At 46.2% G+C, this 20,839-nt stretch carries 17 protein-coding genes; 14 read left to right on the top strand and 3 right to left on the bottom strand.

Annotation, left to right across the window (positions count from 1 at the left end; all coding sequences use genetic code 11):
* Nucleotides 1-125 precede the first annotated feature (125 nt).
* Nucleotides 126-1,016: a hypothetical protein gene (locus H8K52_RS06425; RefSeq protein ID WP_186922066.1), complete on the bottom strand. Its 891-nt coding sequence runs from the start codon at nt 1,014-1,016 to the stop codon at nt 126-128.
* Between the two features lie 256 nt (nt 1,017-1,272).
* Between H8K52_RS06425 and H8K52_RS06420 the strand changes: the two genes are divergently transcribed.
* Nucleotides 1,273-2,067 carry a hypothetical protein gene (locus tag H8K52_RS06420; RefSeq protein WP_186922065.1) on the top strand — a complete coding sequence of 265 codons (795 nt, stop codon included), beginning with the start codon at nt 1,273-1,275 and terminating at the stop codon, nt 2,065-2,067.
* A 62-nt stretch (nt 2,068-2,129) separates the two neighbouring features.
* Nucleotides 2,130-2,708 carry a DUF2272 domain-containing protein gene (locus H8K52_RS06415; RefSeq protein WP_186922064.1) on the top strand — a complete coding sequence of 193 codons (579 nt, stop codon included), beginning with the start codon at nt 2,130-2,132 and terminating at the stop codon, nt 2,706-2,708.
* 38 nt (nt 2,709-2,746) lie between these two features.
* Here the strand turns inward: H8K52_RS06415 and H8K52_RS06410 are convergent, their stop codons facing one another.
* The gene (locus H8K52_RS06410; protein WP_186922063.1) at nt 2,747-3,865 is read right to left on the bottom strand and encodes a hypothetical protein; all 1,119 of its coding nucleotides are present in this window, start codon (nt 3,863-3,865) and stop codon (nt 2,747-2,749) included.
* A gap of 290 nt (nt 3,866-4,155) precedes the next feature.
* Between H8K52_RS06410 and H8K52_RS06405 the strand changes: the two genes are divergently transcribed.
* The 12 genes from H8K52_RS06405 to H8K52_RS06350 all read left to right on the top strand — a co-directional run bounded on the left by H8K52_RS06405 (nt 4,156) and on the right by H8K52_RS06350 (nt 19,306).
* Complete coding sequence (locus H8K52_RS06405; protein ID WP_186922062.1) at nt 4,156-4,296, top strand: hypothetical protein; 141 nt, start codon at nt 4,156-4,158, stop codon at nt 4,294-4,296.
* An 857-nt stretch (nt 4,297-5,153) separates the two neighbouring features.
* Complete coding sequence (locus H8K52_RS06400) at nt 5,154-5,291, top strand: hypothetical protein (protein ID WP_186922061.1); 138 nt, start codon at nt 5,154-5,156, stop codon at nt 5,289-5,291.
* Between the two features lie 22 nt (nt 5,292-5,313).
* Nucleotides 5,314-8,313: a TonB-dependent receptor gene (locus H8K52_RS06395; RefSeq protein ID WP_186922060.1), complete on the top strand. Its 3,000-nt coding sequence runs from the start codon at nt 5,314-5,316 to the stop codon at nt 8,311-8,313.
* 199 nt (nt 8,314-8,512) lie between these two features.
* Nucleotides 8,513-10,411, top strand: coding sequence for a beta-galactosidase (locus H8K52_RS06390; protein WP_246464325.1), 1,899 nt, complete (start codon nt 8,513-8,515; stop codon nt 10,409-10,411).
* Between the two features lie 327 nt (nt 10,412-10,738).
* The gene (dgoD, locus tag H8K52_RS06385) at nt 10,739-11,887 is read left to right on the top strand and encodes a galactonate dehydratase (RefSeq protein WP_186922059.1); all 1,149 of its coding nucleotides are present in this window, start codon (nt 10,739-10,741) and stop codon (nt 11,885-11,887) included.
* Nucleotides 11,887-12,864, top strand: coding sequence for a 2-dehydro-3-deoxygalactonokinase (locus H8K52_RS06380; protein ID WP_186922058.1), 978 nt, complete (start codon nt 11,887-11,889; stop codon nt 12,862-12,864). Before dgoD ends, H8K52_RS06380 begins: the two co-directional genes overlap by 1 nt.
* Before the next feature lie 152 nt (nt 12,865-13,016).
* Complete coding sequence (locus H8K52_RS06375) at nt 13,017-13,907, top strand: SMP-30/gluconolactonase/LRE family protein (RefSeq protein ID WP_222613708.1); 891 nt, start codon at nt 13,017-13,019, stop codon at nt 13,905-13,907.
* Nucleotides 13,908-13,990: 83 nt separating this feature from the next.
* On the top strand, nt 13,991-14,989 hold the full coding sequence (locus H8K52_RS06370; protein WP_425507526.1) for an arabinose ABC transporter substrate-binding protein: 999 nt from the start codon (nt 13,991-13,993) through the stop codon (nt 14,987-14,989).
* Nucleotides 14,990-15,002: 13 nt separating this feature from the next.
* Nucleotides 15,003-16,502, top strand: a complete 1,500-nt coding sequence (gene araG / locus H8K52_RS06365) for an L-arabinose ABC transporter ATP-binding protein AraG (RefSeq protein WP_186922056.1) — start codon at nt 15,003-15,005, stop codon at nt 16,500-16,502.
* 23 nt (nt 16,503-16,525) lie between these two features.
* On the top strand, nt 16,526-17,527 hold the full coding sequence (gene araH, locus H8K52_RS06360) for an L-arabinose ABC transporter permease AraH (protein ID WP_186922055.1): 1,002 nt from the start codon (nt 16,526-16,528) through the stop codon (nt 17,525-17,527).
* Between the two features lies 1 nt (nt 17,528).
* Nucleotides 17,529-18,329, top strand: a complete 801-nt coding sequence (locus H8K52_RS06355; protein WP_343044144.1) for an SDR family oxidoreductase — start codon at nt 17,529-17,531, stop codon at nt 18,327-18,329.
* Between the two features lie 23 nt (nt 18,330-18,352).
* The gene (locus H8K52_RS06350; protein ID WP_186922054.1) at nt 18,353-19,306 is read left to right on the top strand and encodes a LysR family transcriptional regulator; all 954 of its coding nucleotides are present in this window, start codon (nt 18,353-18,355) and stop codon (nt 19,304-19,306) included.
* Nucleotides 19,307-19,430: 124 nt separating this feature from the next.
* Here the strand turns inward: H8K52_RS06350 and H8K52_RS06345 are convergent, their stop codons facing one another.
* The gene (locus tag H8K52_RS06345; protein ID WP_186922053.1) at nt 19,431-20,762 is read right to left on the bottom strand and encodes an MFS transporter; all 1,332 of its coding nucleotides are present in this window, start codon (nt 20,760-20,762) and stop codon (nt 19,431-19,433) included.
* Between the last annotated feature and the right edge of the window lie 77 nt (nt 20,763-20,839).

The following is a 20,839-nucleotide window of genomic DNA, read 5'->3' as shown; positions in this document are numbered from 1 at the left end:
TTTTATGGGGGGATTTGTTTTTGCATCTTGCATATGGGAATACGCGAGCAGTATGCAATTAGCATCGTGTTCATCTGTGTCAAAACCCTTACATCAAAAAACGGAATGATTGCCGGTTCGCTTTCCTATTCACTTTTTTTACCAATGACGTAAACGATAGATTCAGTCGGATCGATGTGACAGCTAACAAGCGATAAACCTGATTTTGACAATATCGACTTCAAGTTTTCTGGTGTTCTATATATCAAGTCCCAATCCATCACACACTCCATAAAGCCAACATCTTGATGATGCGGAATGAAATTGGCTAGAAGAATCTGTCCATTTTTATTCAATAACTTCGCTAGGTTGGTCGTGAGTTTGACAGCGACATCGTCATTTAAATAATCATATAAACCCGCTGAATAGATGAAGTCGATGCCCTGAATTTCATTTGGCACTTTCCCCGCAATTATTTTTGCTACATTGCATTGAATAGGCGTGATCCCTAGGTGTCCATAATCCGATTCAACAACCTTTAGACTCTCGATGTCTTGGTCTAATGCGAAATATTTTCCTATGGTTCGTGATTGCACAGCCGTTGAAATTTCTGCTTCTCGGAGGTGACCGCAAGCCACGGATAAAATGTTCGCTTGTTTATGTTGGCAAACTGAATCAATAGTATTCGCAATCAACCGCCTTCTATGACGAACCGCTTTAGAGGCGGACGAGTTGGTCGTGAGCCTGAAGATTTCTTCCGCCGTCAAATCCAAGTTGTTGATAAACTCAGGTTCGTAAATACCGTAGATGAAATCCATCATCACAGCGTCCCCAGCGTAGCCTCTAGGCTTGGTTTTGGCACGAAAAATATACGGACACTTGTCCAGTATTTCCATCAGCGTCTCATTCGACCTGACATCGGAATAGACCTGCGGATAGCCTGCGAGAGAACTTTTGGCCTCTAGTAATTTGGCTCTCAAATTTTCAATTCCCAGCCATGCCTTATGGGTTTGCAGAAGCTGAACGACCTCTTCCATTGACTTTTCTCCGTGATAAATGCGATGTGTTCGATTGTGAGAATCGAATAGCCTAACTGTGAGTAAGACCATGAGATCTTACTGACCTCTATAGGGGCGACCTGAAGCTTAAGGTATCCAGCATATGGACGCATCCTTCAAATGGGGGATGTTTTGAACTACATAAATGTTTAAGCTTTGTTTTTGAAGAGTAGTTTAATTATCTTCTTTGAATTTAAATTAATGTTAGTAACTAAACACATAGGAGGTCTACCCAATGAACGCAAACATGAATCAGACCGCTGTATTCATTAGCCTACGCTACTTCGTCGTATTTGCAGCACTTTGCCTTAGTGGTTGTGCGAGCATTTTGGGTAACACTGGCCGTGAAAATAAAGCAGTCGACAAATTTTCTGCTGCTGATGTGTTTAAGAAACCAGTCGAGACAACCGATGTCATTGCTCTTTTGACGGATGGAAAAGTGAGTGGTCAAAAATTAGAAAATGAAGAATTCGCATTTGCGTTTGAACAAGCATTGAAAAATGCGCGAATTAAAGATGAAAATGGCAGAAATCATATCCAAGATAGGTTAATCCTCGCCTCTAATAGTCTATGTGAAGAGTACAAAACGGTGTTGAAGCGAAAACAGTCCAACATGAATTTTATACTAGGCTCAGCGGCAACAATATTTGGTGCTGGAGGTGCAATTGCGAATGGTGCACAGGCGGCCAAAAATTTTGCCGCATTGGCTGGACTAACAACAGGTATTAGGGCTGAATACAACCAAGAATACTATGCTGACGTGATGGCGCATGTGATTACTAAGGCGATTTCAAAGCGACGCAAAGTCATATTTGATGAAATACAAGAAGCTAAGACCGCTTCTATCAAATCATACAATATAGAAATGGCTTTAGCAGATGTCGCTACTTATCATGGCGCTTGTAGCTTGATTGCTGGTCTAGAAACGGCGGACGATTTGGTTTCGAAGCATAACGTCACTCTAGGACTTGATACCTTAGGAGCGACCATGGCTAAGCCTGCGCAGAACAATAAACCAGAAGAGAAATAACTAGCAAAGATTACGTACTCATCACAACTTATTGATAAGCAATTCTTTATTAGGAGCACGAAATGGAAGCGCCATCACCATTCGCATCTCAACTTGCCAATATTGCCAAAGGTCAGCATTCCCGTTTTCACCAAATAGATGAAAACGATGTGCCACTCTCGGATCAAATTAAGCATTATTGGCTAGATTTAGGTTTTGCTTTTCCGGGTCTAGAAGAGGCTTGGTCAGCTGTGTTTGTTTCTTGGTGCCTAAAGCAAGCAGGTGCAAATGCAAGTGAGTTTAAATTCGCATCGGCACACGCAAAATTTGTACACAAAGCGATCGAGAATAAAGTAAGCAACTTGGGTGTTTTCAGAGCATGGAAGATTAATGAATATGCGCCAAAAATTGGCGACATTATTCAAAATAATCGTGGCGGGAATACCTTTGACTATGCCTACGCAAGTGCACATCGCGATTACCCTTCGCATTCGGCAATTGTGGTTGAAACCGGAGTCGATTCCAATGGTCGATATGCACTAACGATTGGTGGAAATGAGTCAGACAGTATTCGTTCAAAAATAGTGAGAACCGATGTCAATGGACTCATTGTTCAGCGAACTAAATCACCTTTTATTTGTGTAGTACAAAACCTGAAATGAAGTGTTGTCTACGACATTAGGGAAAGTTCAGACAGCATTTAAGCCTGAATCGACAAAATCGGATACAAAATCTGCATCAATTCAGTCTGCTTCGTGGTACCAGTCTTACTAAAAATCGATTTCAACTGCGATCGTATCGTTGAAATGGCGACCCCTGAGTCGGTAGCGATTTGTTTCGGCGTGGAGCCCTTGAGTAGTGCACAGGTGACCCTCGCTTCCGCGACGCTTAAGCCATACATTTGGGTTAGCAAAAATTCCTTGGTATGCATGGGAATGCTTAAGTCTTGGACGACAATTAACGCGAAATTATTTGAAAAGGTGTGGTGTGGATGAAAGAACGAGGGAAGCGGCGTCACAATTAAATGCAGATTTAATTGGTTGTTCAGGCCTAGTTTTATTCCACTTGACACCCTCGGCCCTTTGATTCCACAAGCTGCGTTTATTGCGTTGACGACTTTGTTGGAACTACTGTTGGGAACCTCAAATTTATTGCCAGTGATTTTGATTTCATGTCTTCTGCGTAGGATGGATTCAGCGGCTTGATTAATGAAATGGACGATCCTGTTTTCACACACGATGATCATACCCAAACTACTGGCGTGTAAGCTCGATGCCAAAAGCTGTTTATCGAGTTTTAATGAGTCGAAATGGGATTGTAATTGCAGGCTGCGTTGAAGATGGGGAAGGAGAGATTTGATGTTTCTTAAGTCATTGCTTTTTTCTGATTTGTCGATGTTTTTGTATTGAACTGTTAAGAAGCAATCGAGATTTTGGTCACTTAAGAGAGGTGTTACAGAGAGTGCACCAAATCCATTTGGTCTCATAAAGTCTTGGTAAAACTCTGAGTTGGCCATGGCTTTTCTTCCGATTTGTTCATAGTCTACATACCATTGTCCGCGTACAAATTGATGAAGAAAAGCAAGACTTGGTTCTAACACGTGATAATAATTTTGGAATGCGAAAACTGCATCGTCTGACAATCCGCTGCTCTGAATAACACTTGTTGCCTTGTGCCGCTTATGCAAGCTAGTGATGGCTACATGCTCACTACCATATAAATCCGCGAGCTGACGCAAGGCATTGGTTTGTTTGCTGGGGTCAATGATCCCCTCGTAGAAGTTGCTGATGATATCGTCGATTCGGAGTACTAAATCCATAAGTGGAAGTGACAAGTTAGCCAATCGAAAAGGCAATATATCTATCTCCTAAGTCGATTGCAACCATATTTTTTACCCATACTGTCAAGCTCAGGAGTCGCTTTTACAAGAATTCCGCACAAATCGCCTCCTCAGAAGCGAGAATTTAATTCGATTCTTCCGGTTGTTTCCTGCAATTTTCTGTCAATTGAGGCAAACGGTTTTACGGCTCTGTGCAAAGTACAAAAAATGCTTTTAAGATTCATGAGTATTCAAAAGATAAATAGAACTTTTTGCGTCAACGAGCCAATATGCCCCGAACTCGCCCAGCCAAACATCCAGACATCCTTGGTATCTTAATTCTGCTAAGCCGCAATTTAAGAAGTAACCTAAACGAAGCAGAACAAAAGAACGGCCTCGTCACCACCGAATTGACCCTGCGTGCAGATTGAAGCCTGATTGACAGATGGTGGTGTGTTCGTTGCGGTTGAAACTTCGGCTGATGGCCAAACGAACACCGTGACTAGCTATGCCTTTGCCGCGAGTTGGGCTTGCTTTGCACAGTGGCTGATTTTTCCGCTTATGTTGGCGCGGTTACCAGCAAGATATTTTTCTAGGCTTTTACGATTTGCATGCAATTGATTTAAATCCCTAGCTCTTCAGCATCTTCTAATTCAAGATGTCATTTGCAACTTCGTACATTCATGAGTTGGACTTCGTTGCAAAGCTAGATTTTCTAGCGCTAGTCCTCTACCGCGCGCTCGGTTCGCCGTGCAGCGTGTCTCTCCAATATGACCTAAGACGTTGTCGATTTAGGTGAATTGTTTACCTCAATATTTTGTATTTATTGTGCAAATAAAAGGAATTTGCATGCTTTTCCCCGACTGTATTTATCGATTAGCGAATACCCTTGGATTCCTGCCGAAAGCATGCAGAAATGACGGCCAATTGTGGTCTCTGTTTGTTTTCTTTCTGAGATTTTTATCTCCTTAAAGAAGACAATTGCAAGCGCTATAAGCCAACAAGACAGCGGTCCTGACGCCATAAAACAACAAGCGCCGAACCGAAGTGTTCTGACGAAAATCCCCTTCCTGTATGGCGCATATCTATGTATCTGAAATAGATATAGCTCCACTGATATTTTTCATACTTTCTTAATTGTCACTGAGATTACTATCAATTTGCACCACTTCTTGCCATGGTGGACCGCAGTCCAGTCTGTGCAAAATCCAGTGAACGTTTGAAGCTGTATGGTCTGTTAAACGATAAATACAGGAAATAAGACGGCCATAAGTTGAAGGAGATGACGATGATAAAAAGTCTTAGTGGGGTGAAGCTGCATGTTTTTGCGTATTCGGCCCCCGTGAGCATGAATGGTCATGTGTCGAGTGTGCAAAAAGCAGCAGACAGTGCAATGTTTGAAACAGTACGTCAAACATTTTTCTAATAGACAGGAAAGGACTACAGAAATGAAAAAGACACATGAGACACGCGACTTCGTTTTCAAAAAGACGGTGCTCGTCCTAAGCCTCATGGCCGGCATGTCCATGATGCATGGCGCGCATGCTCAATCGATCACTGGCGGTCTCTATGGCTCGGTGCCAAGCGGCGATAAGGTGGGTGTGATTGTCACGAATTCTGAAACTGGCTTCAAGCGCGAGTTGCAGACCGATGCACAGGGACGCTACAAGACGTCAGGGCTCAACCCTGGCCTTTATACGATTAAATTTATGCAGGGCGACAAAGTCATCGCCGAGCGCGTGGTGAACGTAAAACCAAATAGCGAATCTGCGGTCGTGGCGATCACGGCAGAGGACGCTAGTGGCAAGAGTACGGCGCCCATGGTTGTCGTGAGCGGTCAGTCTGCGCAGACGGTGGTAATTCCTATTGACGTATCCACGCCTGAGTTGACGAGCTCCTACAGTCAAGAGCTGATCAATCATCTGCCGCTGGCAGCGGCGGCAAGTCCAGAAACCATTGCGCTGTTGCGCTCTAGTGTGCGCCACGACTCAAACACGACTGGGCTGGTGCAGCTCGGTGGTGCATCTCCGGCAGAGAATCGCTACTACCTGAACGAGTTCGATACGACCAACGATCGCACCTCATTGGGTTCCAACCGCCTACCACGCGAAGCGATCCAGAACACCGAGGTAATGGGTGGCAGCTTTGGTGCTTCGTGGACGAACGCCACAGGTGGCATTATGTCGCAGACCATACGTCAAGGCTCAAACCAATTCAAAGCAGGCTACTCGATGTATTTTACGCCAGCCACGTCGAGTACCTGGAGTCCACCTACTAAGGATATTTATGCTGGTGATGGTTCCTACTACAGTTACAGCAGAAACAACCGGAGTGATTCCAGCACGACGCATTATCTTTGGGGTTCGGGTGCACTGATCAAGGACAAGCTTTTTGCATTTGTTTTGTTGGGTGATGCGCGTCCGTCGATGAGTTATGGATTTAGTCAGAACCGCGAATCGATCACAACGAGAAGTAGTAGCAATGTTTTGCTGAATCTGACTTGGAACATCAATGATGACCACACGGTTAATCTTATTGGCTCACGCAATTGGTCACGCAGTAGTACCGACAACTACCGTTTGACGGAAGACTATTCCACTAAGGTTGGCGCATTTTCATCTCACTCCGATGCGCCAGTAGGACAGCGCATGCTCATTGCCAATTACCATGGCAACTTAACAAATGACTTGGATGTTCGCCTCATGGGTGGCTTTCTTGGTCAGATCAATGACCGCGCACATGGTGCCGAAGACGTTCCTTACGTTGACCAATACGACAGTAAGACGCAGAGAACGACCAATATTGGTGTTCAGGATCGCACTGTCAACTTCCGTCCAGATGATTATTGGCGTCGTGGGTTCAAGGGCGATCTGACTTGGCGTCTAGGGAATCATAAGATCGTTTTTGGTGGCGAGTATTACAAGCATTTCCTCGGGCAAGACTGGCATACGCCCAACGCGGGTTGGTACACCTATTACGATAGATCTAGTGCGGTTCAGTTGTCTAATGGTGAGAAAGTCAGTGGTCAGTACGTCGGCTACTATTTCAACCGCGAGTCTGGTCAAATGGTGTCGGAAAATAAGGCCATGTACCTTGAAGACTATTGGAAAGTTGTGGACAATGTCATCGTTTATGGCGGACTGCGATTCGATAAGTACGTGAATAAAGACGCATTGGCACGTCCCATGTTCTCATTCCCCATGACCTCCCCCCGTGTTGGTGTCGCATGGGACGTGAATGGCGACTCCAGCTTGAAAGTCGGCGGCAACCTAGGACGCTATTCGCTATCGATGCCATCTAACTTCAGCTTCGGCGTGGGTGAGTCGCACCTTGAGCAGCGCAAGTGGTACCGCTATACTGGGATTGACCCTGCAACCAAGGCACCGCTCGGACTGACTCAAATAGGTGCGACCTATACGGCACCGGGTCGCGATGGTATTCCGCCGCATGCTTATGAAGTGTCAACAACCAATTTGAAGGCACCTTATCAGGACGAGTTACAGCTTTATGTACAGAAGGCACTAAGTCGCAATTGGGTGGGACAGGTCGACTTCGGCTACGCCGACCTTAAGCGCGTCGTCAACACGACCTGTTACGGTCAAGGCATTGCGGCTTGGGCCAATTCCCATGGTTACCCAAAGTACCCGAGTGATTACGAGTGTTTTGTGCTTAATCCGGGAGAAGATGTGACGGTAATGCGTGATTTTCGTGGCGATGGTACGCTGACATCACTGACAATCCCAGCGAGTGCATTTGGTTTGCCGAAGCCTAAGCACAAGTACATTCACATGACGTTTGATGCTAGTCACTCGCGTAGTGCCGCTGAGCCATGGTACCTTAACATGAGCTACACTTGGACTCGCTCTTTTGGCAATGACAACGGCTTTCTCGATCTGGAACGGCGCAATGCTGGCTACATCGGTCAGACTGGTATCTACGACTTTCCTGAGACTATGAGAGGAGCCAACGGCAATTTGACCAATGACGTCAGGCATGCGGCCAGGGCATCAGGCGCGTACTACTTCAGTAACGGTATTCGAACCAGTGGCATGCTTAGCATGAATACGGGTCAGCCCATGAGCTGTATTGGTCTGAAGCCAGACGTGGATAGTCTCTCGTATAACTGGGGCTCTTGGGGTCATTACTGCGACGCCTCTAAGACGCCGGTGGGAGTCAAAGCAGCTGGCACAAGTGGGCGTTTGCCTTTCTTCTGGCAGTTCGACTTTGGTATCGGTTACGACGTGAAGTTTGGTGAACACAATAAGCTGAGCATAGACTTGAGTATTCAAAATCTGAACAACCGTCGCGGTATTGTCGATCGCTACAATACCTATAGTGCTGATGTCAATGCCGACAACACTATTGTTCAAGATATTAATTGGGGAATCCCGAGTCAATACCAAGCGCCGCGTCGGGCATCTTTGGTGTTGCGCTATTCCTTCTTTTAGGTCTGAAAAGTGGTTTAATTCAACATGCTTGAAAGTGGCAAGCGTTCGAAAGAATGCTTAAAAAAGTAAAGGGAAAAAGCGAAAATGAAACACGCTTTGATTACCCCCTTTTACTTCTTGCCTAAGCTTGGGGGCGGGGGAAACCGTACCCCAAGCTTTTTTTCGTATTGGTAAGTGCCTCAACATCGTAAGGTTTAATATGTTTAATAGAAGACAGTTCATCTCGGCCGCCGCGCTCATGCCCTTGGGCTTACATGCCGCTGCGACATCCAACAACGCGCAAAAATTCGCTTTTCATGCGACGGAAAATACCTTTTTATTGAATGGTCAGCCAGTGCAAATTCGCAGTGGCGAGATGCACCCGGCACGTATCCCAGCGCCATATTGGCGACACCGAATACAGATGGCAAAGGCGATGGGTATGAACACCATCGCGATCTACGTGATGTGGAATTATCATGAGACTGAAGAAGGCGTGTTTGATTTTTCGACTGAGAATCGAGACATTTCGGCCTTTATGAAAATCTGTCAGGACGAAGGTTTATATGTCATTTTGCGACCAGGACCTTATGTCTGTGGCGAATGGGATCTGGGCGGTATTCCTGCCTATTTATTACGCCACTCCGATATTAAAATCAGGGCTAATTCAAGTGAAGCGCCAGTCTATATGTCCGGCGTCAAGCGTTACTTCACACAACTTGCAAAGATCGTGAAGCCGTTGATGATCGACAATGGCGGTCCGATATTGATGCTGCAAATTGAGAATGAATTTGGCTCTTACGGTCGTGACGATAAGTATCTGGAAGAACTTCGCCAATATTGGATAAATTTGGGTATTGATGGACCATTTTATACACAGGATGGTTTGCCGCAGCTATTAGAAAATAAAACGTCAATCAAAAATGGCGCGATTGGATTGAGCGGTGGTGAGGTTGTCGATATCCACGCCGCGCGCCAGAAATATCCTCATGTGCCAGTGATGTCGGGTGAGTTATATCCAGGTTGGCTTACGCATTGGGGTGATCCGAAGTTTCAAGGTATGGACGTCGATGTCAGCGCTACCTTGGCAGGGATGATGAAGGAAAAAATTTCCTTCAATATTTATGTGATTCACGGTGGCACCAATTTTGGTTTTAGCGCGGGTGCCAATACCGAAAAAGGTCAATATCAGCCTGACATTACTAGCTATGATTATGGAGCGCCAATCAATGAACAAGGTGCACCGACGAAGGCCTATTTTGCCTATCGAAAAGTCATACAAGACAGTTTGCAGATTCAATTGCCTGCAGTGCCAAAACCTATTCCGACGATAGCATCTAGTGCGGCTGTTCCATTGTTACCGAAATTTTATGCCTCAATTTGGGATAACTTGCCAAAACCGATTGCAACCGAGCAGCCACAAGCGATGGAAATGCTGGGACAGCATTCCGGTTTTATTTTGTATCGGAAAATGCTGGGAAAACTGGCCGCTGGGCACTTAAAAATTGATGAAGTCAACGACTATGCAACGGTGCACCTCAATAAGACTTACCTAGGTGGATTTTCGAGGGCAAAAATCCCTAACGACATGTCGTCTGCGCTGAAAGTAGTCAATAAAGGCGGCAGTATCGCGCTCACTTCAGGCCAAGGCGTAGAGAACCAACTGGATATTTTGGTTGAAGCGATGGGACGTATTAATTATGGCAGATTTGGTGCGATCGACAGAAAAGGTATTTGTTCGGCGGTGACTGTTTTGGGTGACAACAAGCAAGTGGATACGATACAAGCTTGGAATACCTATTTACTGCCTGTCGATGAGCCATTTATCCAAAATTTGCGTCCAACAACGAGTAAAGACAATAAAAATCGTCCCGGTTGCTTTTTTAAATTACATTTGAAATTGGACGAAATTGGCGATACTTATATCGATATGAAAAATTGGACCAAGGGCGTGGTATGGATCAATGGTCACAACATCGGGCGCTACTGGAAATTAGGTCCGCAGACACGCCTTTATTGCCCAGCCTCTTGGTTGAAAAAGGGCGACAATCAAATTCTGATTTTCGACTTCCATCAAACACAAGCCAAAACAGTCTCACTGGAACGTACTTTGGCGTAATCATGTGAATAAAAAACGATTGTGAAATTCACTTCATCGTTCGAATTTTACTAGTGGTGAGCGCTGTAGCTGTTGGATGGCTACAGCCTCAGTCGTCACTATCCTGTCGTTTTTATTCTCCAAGTTTAAGGAATTGTGCGGCAATGTCGCATTGGTATCTGTGCCAGTATGTTGTGCGGAAAGATTGCCGTCTACCGCAATTGGCAATTCGTCTTTTTTAATGATTGTCGACCATTCCAAATTGATATAGCAAACCCTATTTATTTCATATTTTTGATCTGCATCTTAGTCATACACTTTAGACCGTCTTCCTCACATTATTGAATTATGCAGATTACTAAAATCACGACCTACCGCATTCCACCGCGTTGGATGTTATTAAAAATTGAAACTGATGCAGGCATCGTCGGTTGGGGCGAGCCGGTAATTGAAGGACGAGCACGTACCGTCGAAACGGCGGTGCATGAATTTACGCCAAATCTCATTGGCAAAGATCCGTCACGTATTAACGATTTGTGGCATGAGATGTACCGCGGCAGTTTTTACCGCGGTGGCCCAATATTGATGAGCGCGATAGCTGGGATTGATCAAGCATTATGGGATATTAAAGGGAAAGCTTTAGGGGTGCCTGTCTATCAACTCTTGGGCGGTTTAGTGCGCGATAAAATGAAGACCTATAGCTGGGTTGGTGGTGATCGCCCAGCAGATGTCATCAACAGCATCCGTAAATTGCGCGAAAGTGGCTTCGACACCTTTAAGATGAATGGTACCGAGGAGCTAGCGATGATCGATACGTCGATCGCAATCGATGCAGCTGTGGCTCGCGTTGCTGAAATTCGCAGCGCCTTTGGTAATGAAATTGAATTTGGCCTCGATTTTCATGGGCGAGTGAGCGCGCCAATGGCGAAAGTTTTATTGCGTGAACTTGAACCTTACAGGCCCTTGTTTGTCGAAGAACCCGTGTTAGCGGAAAACGCGGAGCATTATCCGCACCTGGCGGCTTGTACATCAATTCCGTTGGCCGCGGGTGAGCGCATGTATTCGCGTTGGGAGTTTAAACGGGTTTTTGAGCAGGGCGGTATCTCGATAGTGCAGCCAGATTTATCGCATGCCGGGGGTATCACAGAATGTCTCAAAATTGGCAGTATGGCGGAGTCTTATGATGTTGCCTTGGCACCGCATTGTCCGTTGGGACCCATCGCACTTGCAGCGTGCCTCCATGTGGATTTTGTTTCGCATAACGCCGTGCTTCAAGAGCAAAGTATGGGTATTCACTACAATAATGGGGCTGAGTTGCTTGACTATGTACTCAATCGTGACGACTTTAAAATGACCGATGGCTATATTCAACCATTTACCAAGCCGGGTTTGGGTGTAGAGATTAATGAAGAGCGAGTTATTGAAGCAAGTAAAAATGCTGAAGATTGGCGCAATCCGATATGGCGTCATCCAGACGGGAGCATGGCGGAATGGTAATGCCAATGAACTCAGCCGTGCAGCTTATCGGGATCGATTGGGGTAGTACTTGTTTACGGATATTTTTAATTTCGTCTAGCGGTGAAGTTTTGGCTACAAGGTCTAATGGACGAGGTATTTCAAGTATCAACGGCTCAGCAAATGACTACGAACAAAGTCTGAAAGAGTTGGCGGGTGATTGGTTAGAGGAATATCCAGCGATCCAAATTTTGGCCTGCGGTATGGTTGGCAGTAAGCATGGTTGGCTGGAAGTGCCATACGTCATCTGCGCGGCTGGCGACGTGGCGATTGCATCTGGTATACGCACCGTGAGTGACGGACAGAAGCGTCAAGTTCATATCGTTCCTGGTCTCGCTTTCATGCCAGCAAACGTGCCGCCTGATGTCATGCGCGGCGAAGAAACGCAGATTATTGGTGCTCTCACACTGCGTCCTGATTGCCATAAAAAGTCTTGCTTGATTTTGCCTGGCACCCATTCTAAATGGGTGCATATCGAGCATGGCAAAGTTCTTTCCCTTTCTACCCATATGACTGGTGAGCTGTTTGCCGTGTTGTGCCAGCATACTGTACTGGGCAGGTTGATGTCGCAATCACAAAATGCACTTGATCTATCCGTTTTTTTACGTGGGGTTGGAGACGCGTGCTCCGGAGGACACCTTGGATTGGCGCACCAATTATTTGCTGTTCGTACTCTAGGTTTGATGGAGATGTTGCCAGCTGCTTCTTTAGACGATTATTTGTCAGGTCTTTTGATCGGGCATGAAATTCAAGCGGGATTGGCATGGCGTTTGGCCGCGGGTTTGGCACAAGCGCCCTTGTTATTGATTGGGGATAGCAGCTTGTGTGGTCTCTACGCTCAGGCACTTTCCTACTGTGGTGTTGATGACGTGAGTATTTTGTCAAATACTGCACCGATCGGCTTGTGGGCAATTGCCAATTGTTGTGAAAAAAAGTTATTGAGGGACGTTTGCAAGTGAGCGAACAGTGACTATCATCTTAAATTTTTACTTCAGATATTTAACGAAATCCGGTAGCTGTTAATCGAATGAAGATAAGCAAAGGCGATTAATGTGTCAAAACGAAAACAAGAAAATGGAGATTGGGTAGCATGCAGCTGTTAGGCAAGTTTATGCATAGACATTTTTTGCACGAAGCGATTTTGGGTGAATGTCTCTTGTGGAATCCGCAACAGAGCGCTTGGTGGTGGACGGATATTGAAGCCTCCGCTGTGTATCGATTGCGTAAAAACGATGTGATGCCAACACGCTATCTCACTCCTGACAGAGTTGGTTCATTCGCTCATGGTCGTTCTGGTAAATTGCTATTAGGTTCGGTAAATAGCTTGACCAGCATGCAGATCGACAATGGCGCGATGCTATTTTCCGATTTATGTCAGGTGGAAGCGGATCAGAACCGTACTCGTATCAATGATGGTCGCACCGACAGGCGCGGTTTTTTTGTTTTTGGAACATTCGATCAAGACTCGCCAAAACAAGCGATTGGTAGTTTTTACCAATTTTCTATGCAACATGGACTAAGACGTTTAGCTCTTCCTAAGGTCGCTATTCCAAATAGCATTTGTTTTAGTCTTGATGGTAAAACGATGTACTTCGCCGATACCTTGGCTGGTGTAATACAACGGTGTGATTACGATGCAGAAAGCGCGATGGTAAGTAATGTCCGTTTTTTTGCAAAACCATCTCATCCGCAGGCAAGTCCCGACGGATCTGTCATTGATAGAAATGGTTGTTTGTGGAATGCGCAATGGGGTGCCGCACGAGTGGTGCAATATTCGCCGGATGGAATTGAAATGCGAGTGATCGAGGTGCCAGTGAAAAATCCTACTTGCCCGGCATTTGGTGGCGCTAAACTTGATCAACTGATGGTCACTAGTTCACGTAAAGATATGAGTGAAGAAGAGCTTTTTAAAATGCCCGATGCCGGCAGCTTATTTTGCATTACTTTAGAGGACGCCCTTGGTGTGCCAGAGGTGTTGTTTGATGACGAGATTAGCGATTGAAATCTATGTAGTGCTGATAGCACTGAAAATGCTTAGGACTTACGCAAAATTGCGCTGACAAAAATACAATGAGTGAGACGACGATGAAGTTAAGTATCAATAAAAGGAAATTGTTTCAATGGACATTACAACTGGGTATGGTCTTGTTGAGCAGTAGTTTGTATGCGCAAGATCCGATAAAAATTGGATTCCTTGTGAAACAAGCTGAGGAGCCTTGGTTTCAAGATGAATGGCGTTATGCTGAACAAGCTGCACGCGAAAAGGGTTTTAGCTTGATCAAGATTGGTGTCCCTAATGGTGAAAAACTAATGGCGGCGATCGACAACCTAGGCGCGCAGAAGGCGCAAGGCTTTATTGTTTGCGCGCCGGATGTGAAATTGGGAACGGCCATTGAACGCGCTGCAAAACGTAATAAGCTTAGAGTTTTTTCTGTCGATGATCAGCTGCAAAATGGTAGTGGCCAGCCGATTGAAACGATCCCGCACATGGGTATTTCCGCCTACAAGATTGGTCAGCAAGTTGGTGAAGAGCTGGCCGCGGAGATTAAGAAACGCGGCTGGAATATGGCGGATATCGGAGCAATGCGGATCGCATTCGATCAGTTGCCCACTGCACGTGAAAGAACCATGGGCGCAGTTGATGCACTAAAGGCGGCTGGTTTCCCCGTCAAAAATGTGATTGATGCTCCTTCGGTTAAGAGCGATACCGAAAGTGCCTACAATGCCGCCAATATCGTATTGACCAAACAAAGCAGCTTCAAGCGATGGATTATTTTCGGTATGAATGACGAAGCAGTGTTAGGTGCAGTGCGTGCTGCCGAAGGCCGTAAATTGGCACAAGATGCCGTCATCGCTATCGGCATCGGTGGCAGCAAAAGTACGCTAAATGAATTTGCCAAGCCAAAACAAACGGCATTTTACGGCAGCATATTGATTAGCCCAAAACGCCACGGTTATGAGACCTCGTTACTGATGTATGAATGGATAACTGCGAATCGTTTGCCACCAGCCTTGACTTTAACAAACGGTGCATTGTTGACGCGCACCAATCAAGCCGCTGTCCGCGAAAAATTTGGTTTGTAAGGTATCCCTGTCGATGTCTTCCTACCTTCAGTTTGAACATGTTTCCAAATTTTTCCCAGGTGTCGTCGCCTTGGACGATGTTTGTTTTGCGGCCGATAAGGGACGTGTGCATGGCCTCTTAGGTGAGAACGGCGCTGGTAAATCGACCTTATTAAAAATATTGGGCGGGCAATATCGGCCGGATGCTGGTCGTTTGTTGATCGATGGTCAAGAACGTCGTTTTCAATCAGCGGCGGATGCGATCAATGCCGGTGTTGCAGTCATTCATCAAGAGTTGCAATATGTTCCTGACTTGAGTGTGACGGAAAATATTTTGCTTGGTCGATTGCCACGCAAATATGGTTTCGTTGATCGCCATGCTGCACGTAGCTTTGTGGTGACACGTCTAAACGCTCTGGGGGTGGAGCTCGATCCCGACGCCACACTCGACAGTCTATCGATTGCGCAGCGTCAGATGGTGGAGATATGTAAAGCGCTGATGCAAGGCGCACAGGTGATTGCTTTTGATGAGCCAACGAGTAGTTTGTCGCATCGTGAAACTGAAGTCTTGTTTAAGATTATTCGCGACTTACGTGCTAGCGGACATACGCTTATTTACATCTCGCATCGACTGGAAGAATTGTATGCATTATGCGATAGCTGTTCGATTTTTCGAGATGGCAAACATATCGCTACCCATCCCGTCATGGTCAGCGTTTCTCAAGAAACGCTGATCCACGACATGGTTGGTCGCGAGTTGAGCGATATATATAACTACCAAGCGCGTTCGATAGGAGAACCGCGATTGTCTGTGAAGAATCTGTCTGGTTCTAAAATTGAACAGGCACAAAGTTTTGAGGTACACGCTGGCGAGGTGCTTGGTCTATTTGGTTTGGTTGGTGCTGGTCGTACCGAATTAGTGCGGCTATTGTATGGTGCCGACCGCCGTAAAGTTGACGGTGAAGTACGCATAGACGGCGCACTTATTCCTGCCAACAACATTGCTGCGGCGATCGCATCGGGTATGGTGCTTTGCCCTGAAGACCGAAAAGAGCAAGGCATATTGCCTCAGGCATCCATCACCGAAAATATCAATATTAGTTCACGCCGCCACGGCCTGAAAGCAGGTTTTTTCTTAGCGCATCAAGATGAAGCGGAACGCGCCGAACACTTTATTCAACAACTCAAAATTAAGACACCAGATCGGCATCAAATAATTTCACTACTGTCTGGCGGCAATCAACAAAAAGTGATTCTGGCGCGTTGGTTAGCGCAAAAGGATTTGAAGGTGTTGATTCTGGATGAGCCAACCCGGGGTATCGACGTTGGCGCGAAAAACGATATTTATCACATTATTTTTGAAGTTGCCAAACTTGGTTGTTGTGTGATTGTGGTATCGAGTGAGCTGCCTGAGGTACTTGGTATTTCGGATCGTATTTTGGTGATGCGTGAGGGCCAGATTAGTGGTGAGCTAAAAAGGGAAGATGCCAGTGAGGCTGCTGTATTAAAGCTCGCTCTGCCCGATTATGTCTGAGCACTCAATTTGGAGTATGAGGTATGTTATTAAATCATGGGGTTGGTGTGAGTAAACTTGAAAACCTGGCGACGCCCGGAGTTAGTCATAAATTGAAACGTCAAATACTGGCTCAAAGCATGCCAGTGACTTATCTTGTCTTATTCGTCGTATTGTCATTGACGGTGGAGAATTTTTTTTCCACTGGTAATTTGATCGGCCTGATGTTATCGGTATCGCAGATTGGCATGGTGGCTTGCACGATGATGATGTGTTTGGCTTCCCGTGATTTCGATCTTTCTGTCGGGTCTACAATCGCATTTTCCGGAGTATTGGGGGCTTTGATCTTAGAACGGACGGACAGTGTCGGCTTGGCGGTGGGGGGCGCTTTACTCTCTGGTGCCTTAATCGGTGCGGGTAACGGTGTTTTGATTGCCTATTGCAGAGTGAATGCATTGATCGCTACCTTAGCCACCATGTTGATGGTGCGCGGACTTGCTTTTATTGTGTCGAAAGGCCAAGCTGTAGGCATTGCCAATGAAGCGTTTATTAGTTTTGGCGAGCAGCGTATTTTTGGACTTCCCATGCCGGTGATTGTATTGAGTTTGTGCTTTATAGTTTTTGGTGTTTTGTTGAATCACACTGTATTCGGTAGAAATACCTTGGCAATTGGAGGCAATCCCGAGGCTGCGAATCTCGCAGGGGTGAATGTGAAATCTATGCGTGTCTGGATTTTCTTAATACAAGGTTTGGTGACAGCAATCGCAGGTTTGATACTCGCTTCGCGTATCACTAGCGGACAACCGAATGCCGCCCAGGGGTTTGAACTGGATGTAATTTCTGCCTGTGTTTTGGGTGGTGTATCGCTACAGGGTGGGAAAGCGAGAATTTCTGGCGTTCTTATCGGTGTTTTAATTATGGGAACTGTGGAAAACGTCATGAATTTGAAAGACGTAGACACCTTCTATCAGTACTTAATGCGAGGTGTGATTTTATTGGCAGCTGTTATGTTTGATCAAATGAAAATGCGAGGTCACCGTGACTGAAATTTCTCAAGTGAGTTTGCAAAAATATTCGCAGAAGCGATTGCAAGACAAGGTTGCTATTGTTACTGGGTCGACGCTTGGTATCGGCGCTGCCACAGCGCGTCTGTTTGTAAGAGAGGGCGCGAAAGTTGTCCTGAATAGTCATCTAGATGATGCCGCAGCGCTGAAAATCCAAACAGAGTTGGGCGAAGCGAATGCGATGTTTGTGCAAGCAGATGTGGCAGATGCTGATGCGATGCAAATGCTTGTTGATGAAGCGATAGCGCGATTTGGACGGGTCGATATCTTAATTAATAACGCTGGTATGAACGTATTCGCAGATCCATTGGAAATGACTCCGGAACAGTGGAAACGATGCTTTGCCGTCGATCTCGACGGTGTGTGGAATGCGACACGTTCGGTTTTGCCAGAGATGCTGAAACGCGGTGCTGGTGCGATCGTCAACATCGCCTCTGTTCATGGGCATAAAATTATTCCCGGATGTTTTCCCTATCCTGTTGCCAAGCATGCCTTGATCGGTCTAACGCGTTCCTTAGGAATTGAATATGCATCACGAGGAATTCGCGTGAACTCTATCTCACCGGGTTTGATCATGACGGAAGCGATTCAGAATTGGTTTGCAAGTTGTTCCGATCCAGAAGCTGAACGAGAACGTCAAGCAGCGTTGCTGCCATGTGGTCGTATTGGTCAGCCAGAAGAGGTTGCATACACCGCATTGTTCCTAGCAAGCGATGAAGCACGTTTTATCAACGCCACGGATATCTTAATCGATGGTGGACGTTCTCAGCTGTACCACGAATAGAAAAAGAAAATAGAAAAACCAAAATGAGAGACCCTATTGCAGATCGTTTTGTCCGGACTCACCTGAAAACCAAGCATTTGGTTTTACTCGTTGAATTAGGGCGACACGGCTCAATACTGCGCGCCGCAGAGGCGGCACACATGACACAACCAGCAGCGTCCAAATTACTGGCCGATTTAGAGTATGCCTTAGGGGTACCATTATTCGATCGTTTGCCGCGCGGTATCGTTCCGACTTGGTATGGCGAAATCATGATAAGGCGCGCTGGATCAGCGCTGACTGAGATGAACACCGCACACCAAGAGGTGATGGAAGTATTTTCTGGTTTGAGAGGGCAAGTATCAATTGGTTCTGTGATGACGCCATCAACTAGTTTGATTCCTCAAGCGGTACGACTTTTTAAGCAAACGCATTCGCGGGTCAATGTTTCAATTAGTGTGGATACTAGCTCGAATTTGCTGCAGCAGTTGCGTGGTGGCGAACTTGATCTGATGATAGGGCGCTTGATTTCTGTTGGCGAAATGAATGATGAATTAAAGTTCGAAGTATTGCAGGATGAGCCGCATCGTTTGATCGTCAGAGCGGAACATCCATTGGTAAAAAAAGACAATTTAAGTTTTGAGGATTTATCGAAGACGGCATGGATACTTCCCCCGACTGGTAGTGTGTTGCGTGATCGCTTAACCGCTCTATTTTTGTCGCAAGGTGTGGATATGCCAGTTGAAGCAATTGATACACACGCGATCCCAGTCATTACAAGTCTTTTGTTGGGAGGGGATTTTGTGGTGGCACTGCCTCCAGAATCCGTACAATATTATTTAAGCTCTGGATTGTTGGTTGAGCTCGACTTCAATTTTGGTTTGCGTATGGATGCTTATGGCATCATCACTCGCAAACAACATCGTTTATCTCCCAGCGCCCAAGCCATGTTAGATCTGGTTCGAGAAGTCGGCGGGCATGTAAATAAAGTCCGGTAAATTTTCATAAAGTCATGTAGGTCGTGGTGTTTTCACATTAACCAATAAACCATCGCCCCCCTTGAAAGGGAGGAGACTTTTTAGTGGTGCTTTGGCACAACACAACACAACACACCACGCCACGTCAATTCACTCCGCCAGCATCACGCATCTGCCGTATCGGTGACATCAGCAAAGCGAAAACCACGATCACAATCAACAGAGCACCGCTGCCTGCGAACAATTGGGTGAGGCTGATGCTGTGCATTAGCCATCCCGTCAATGCTGCCGAAACAGGGCTAATGCCCATAAAGATGAACATAAAAATACTCATCGCGCGCCCTAGCATGGCGGGTGGTACTTGACGTTGTATCCAAGTGAATACCGCTACATGCAAATAGCCGCCGAGTGCGCCTATGACTAACAAAGCCATAGCACCTTGCCACGCTACATGGATTAGTCCCATAGGCATAAATAGCAGCGCAACCAAAGTGTCTATCAGCAAGATCGTGCTACCCAAACTACCAAGTCGCAACTTGGGAAAGATGGATGACATCGCCATGCCCAACAGCGTGCCTGCGCCATGTGCACCGGCCAAGAGTCCGAGCACACCTGCGTTGTTGCCGAGTTGTTGCGCTAATAAGGGCATGGCGATTTGCATTGGACCCATGATTAAAAAAGCGATGGCAGACCAATATAAAAAGCAGGTGCGCATCATGGTGTCGTTCCAGCAATGACGCAGCCCGCTCATGGTCGCGCTGAGTAAGGATTGTTTTGATGATGTCGAATGGTCGGGGGCGATGGGTAGCATGTTCACATGCGATAAAGTCCATGCAGAAAATCCATAACTAAAGCAATCGACAAAAAACGCCATCGCCAAGCCTTTTTTGTCGGCGATATCCATCATGTTTGCAGCATTCAACGTCGTTGCTACTCCAGCTTGTGATGTAGTAGCGTGATCACCCAACAGCGCGATTAAACCACCCGCCATCAAAGGACCTAAAAAGAAGGTGATCTGACGTAAGCCCAGCATCATGCCATTGGCTGCTTGTAAGTGGTCTGCCGCGACGACGCGTGGCAGCATCGAGGTTCCCGCCGGAATGCTAAATGCTGTCGATAGTCCCAATAATAAAGCGATCAAATAGACCATCCATAAACTCAGACTGGAAGTCAGTAGCAGCACGACCAGAACCGCGAGTAAAACGGTATTGATGTACTTGGTAATCATCATCACCGACTTGGGATCATAGCGATCAACGACGGCACCACCAATCAACATAAATAGCGCGCGCGGGATGCCCAGTAGTGCCAGCACGATGCCCAAAGTAAGCGTGTCATGAGTCATTTGTAGTACCAACCAAGGTAGGGCGATGAGCGTAAATTGATCGCCTAGCATCGAGGTGATGCCACCCGTTAGCATCCACAGAAAATTACGGTCACGCATAAAGCCGCGTGCTGGCCTTGAATCCTTGTTCATAAAAACTCCAAATAAAGGGATAGCCTTGTCCGCCGGACTTGGCTGGTTTATGTAATGTGATATTTAAAGGACTTACG

Source organism: Affinundibacterium seohonense (assembly GCF_014284305.1).
GTDB lineage: Bacteria > Pseudomonadota > Gammaproteobacteria > Burkholderiales > Burkholderiaceae_D > Undibacterium > Undibacterium seohonense.
The sequence above is the reverse complement of the archived record's forward strand: the minus strand, read 5'-3'. Positions and strand labels throughout refer to the sequence as shown.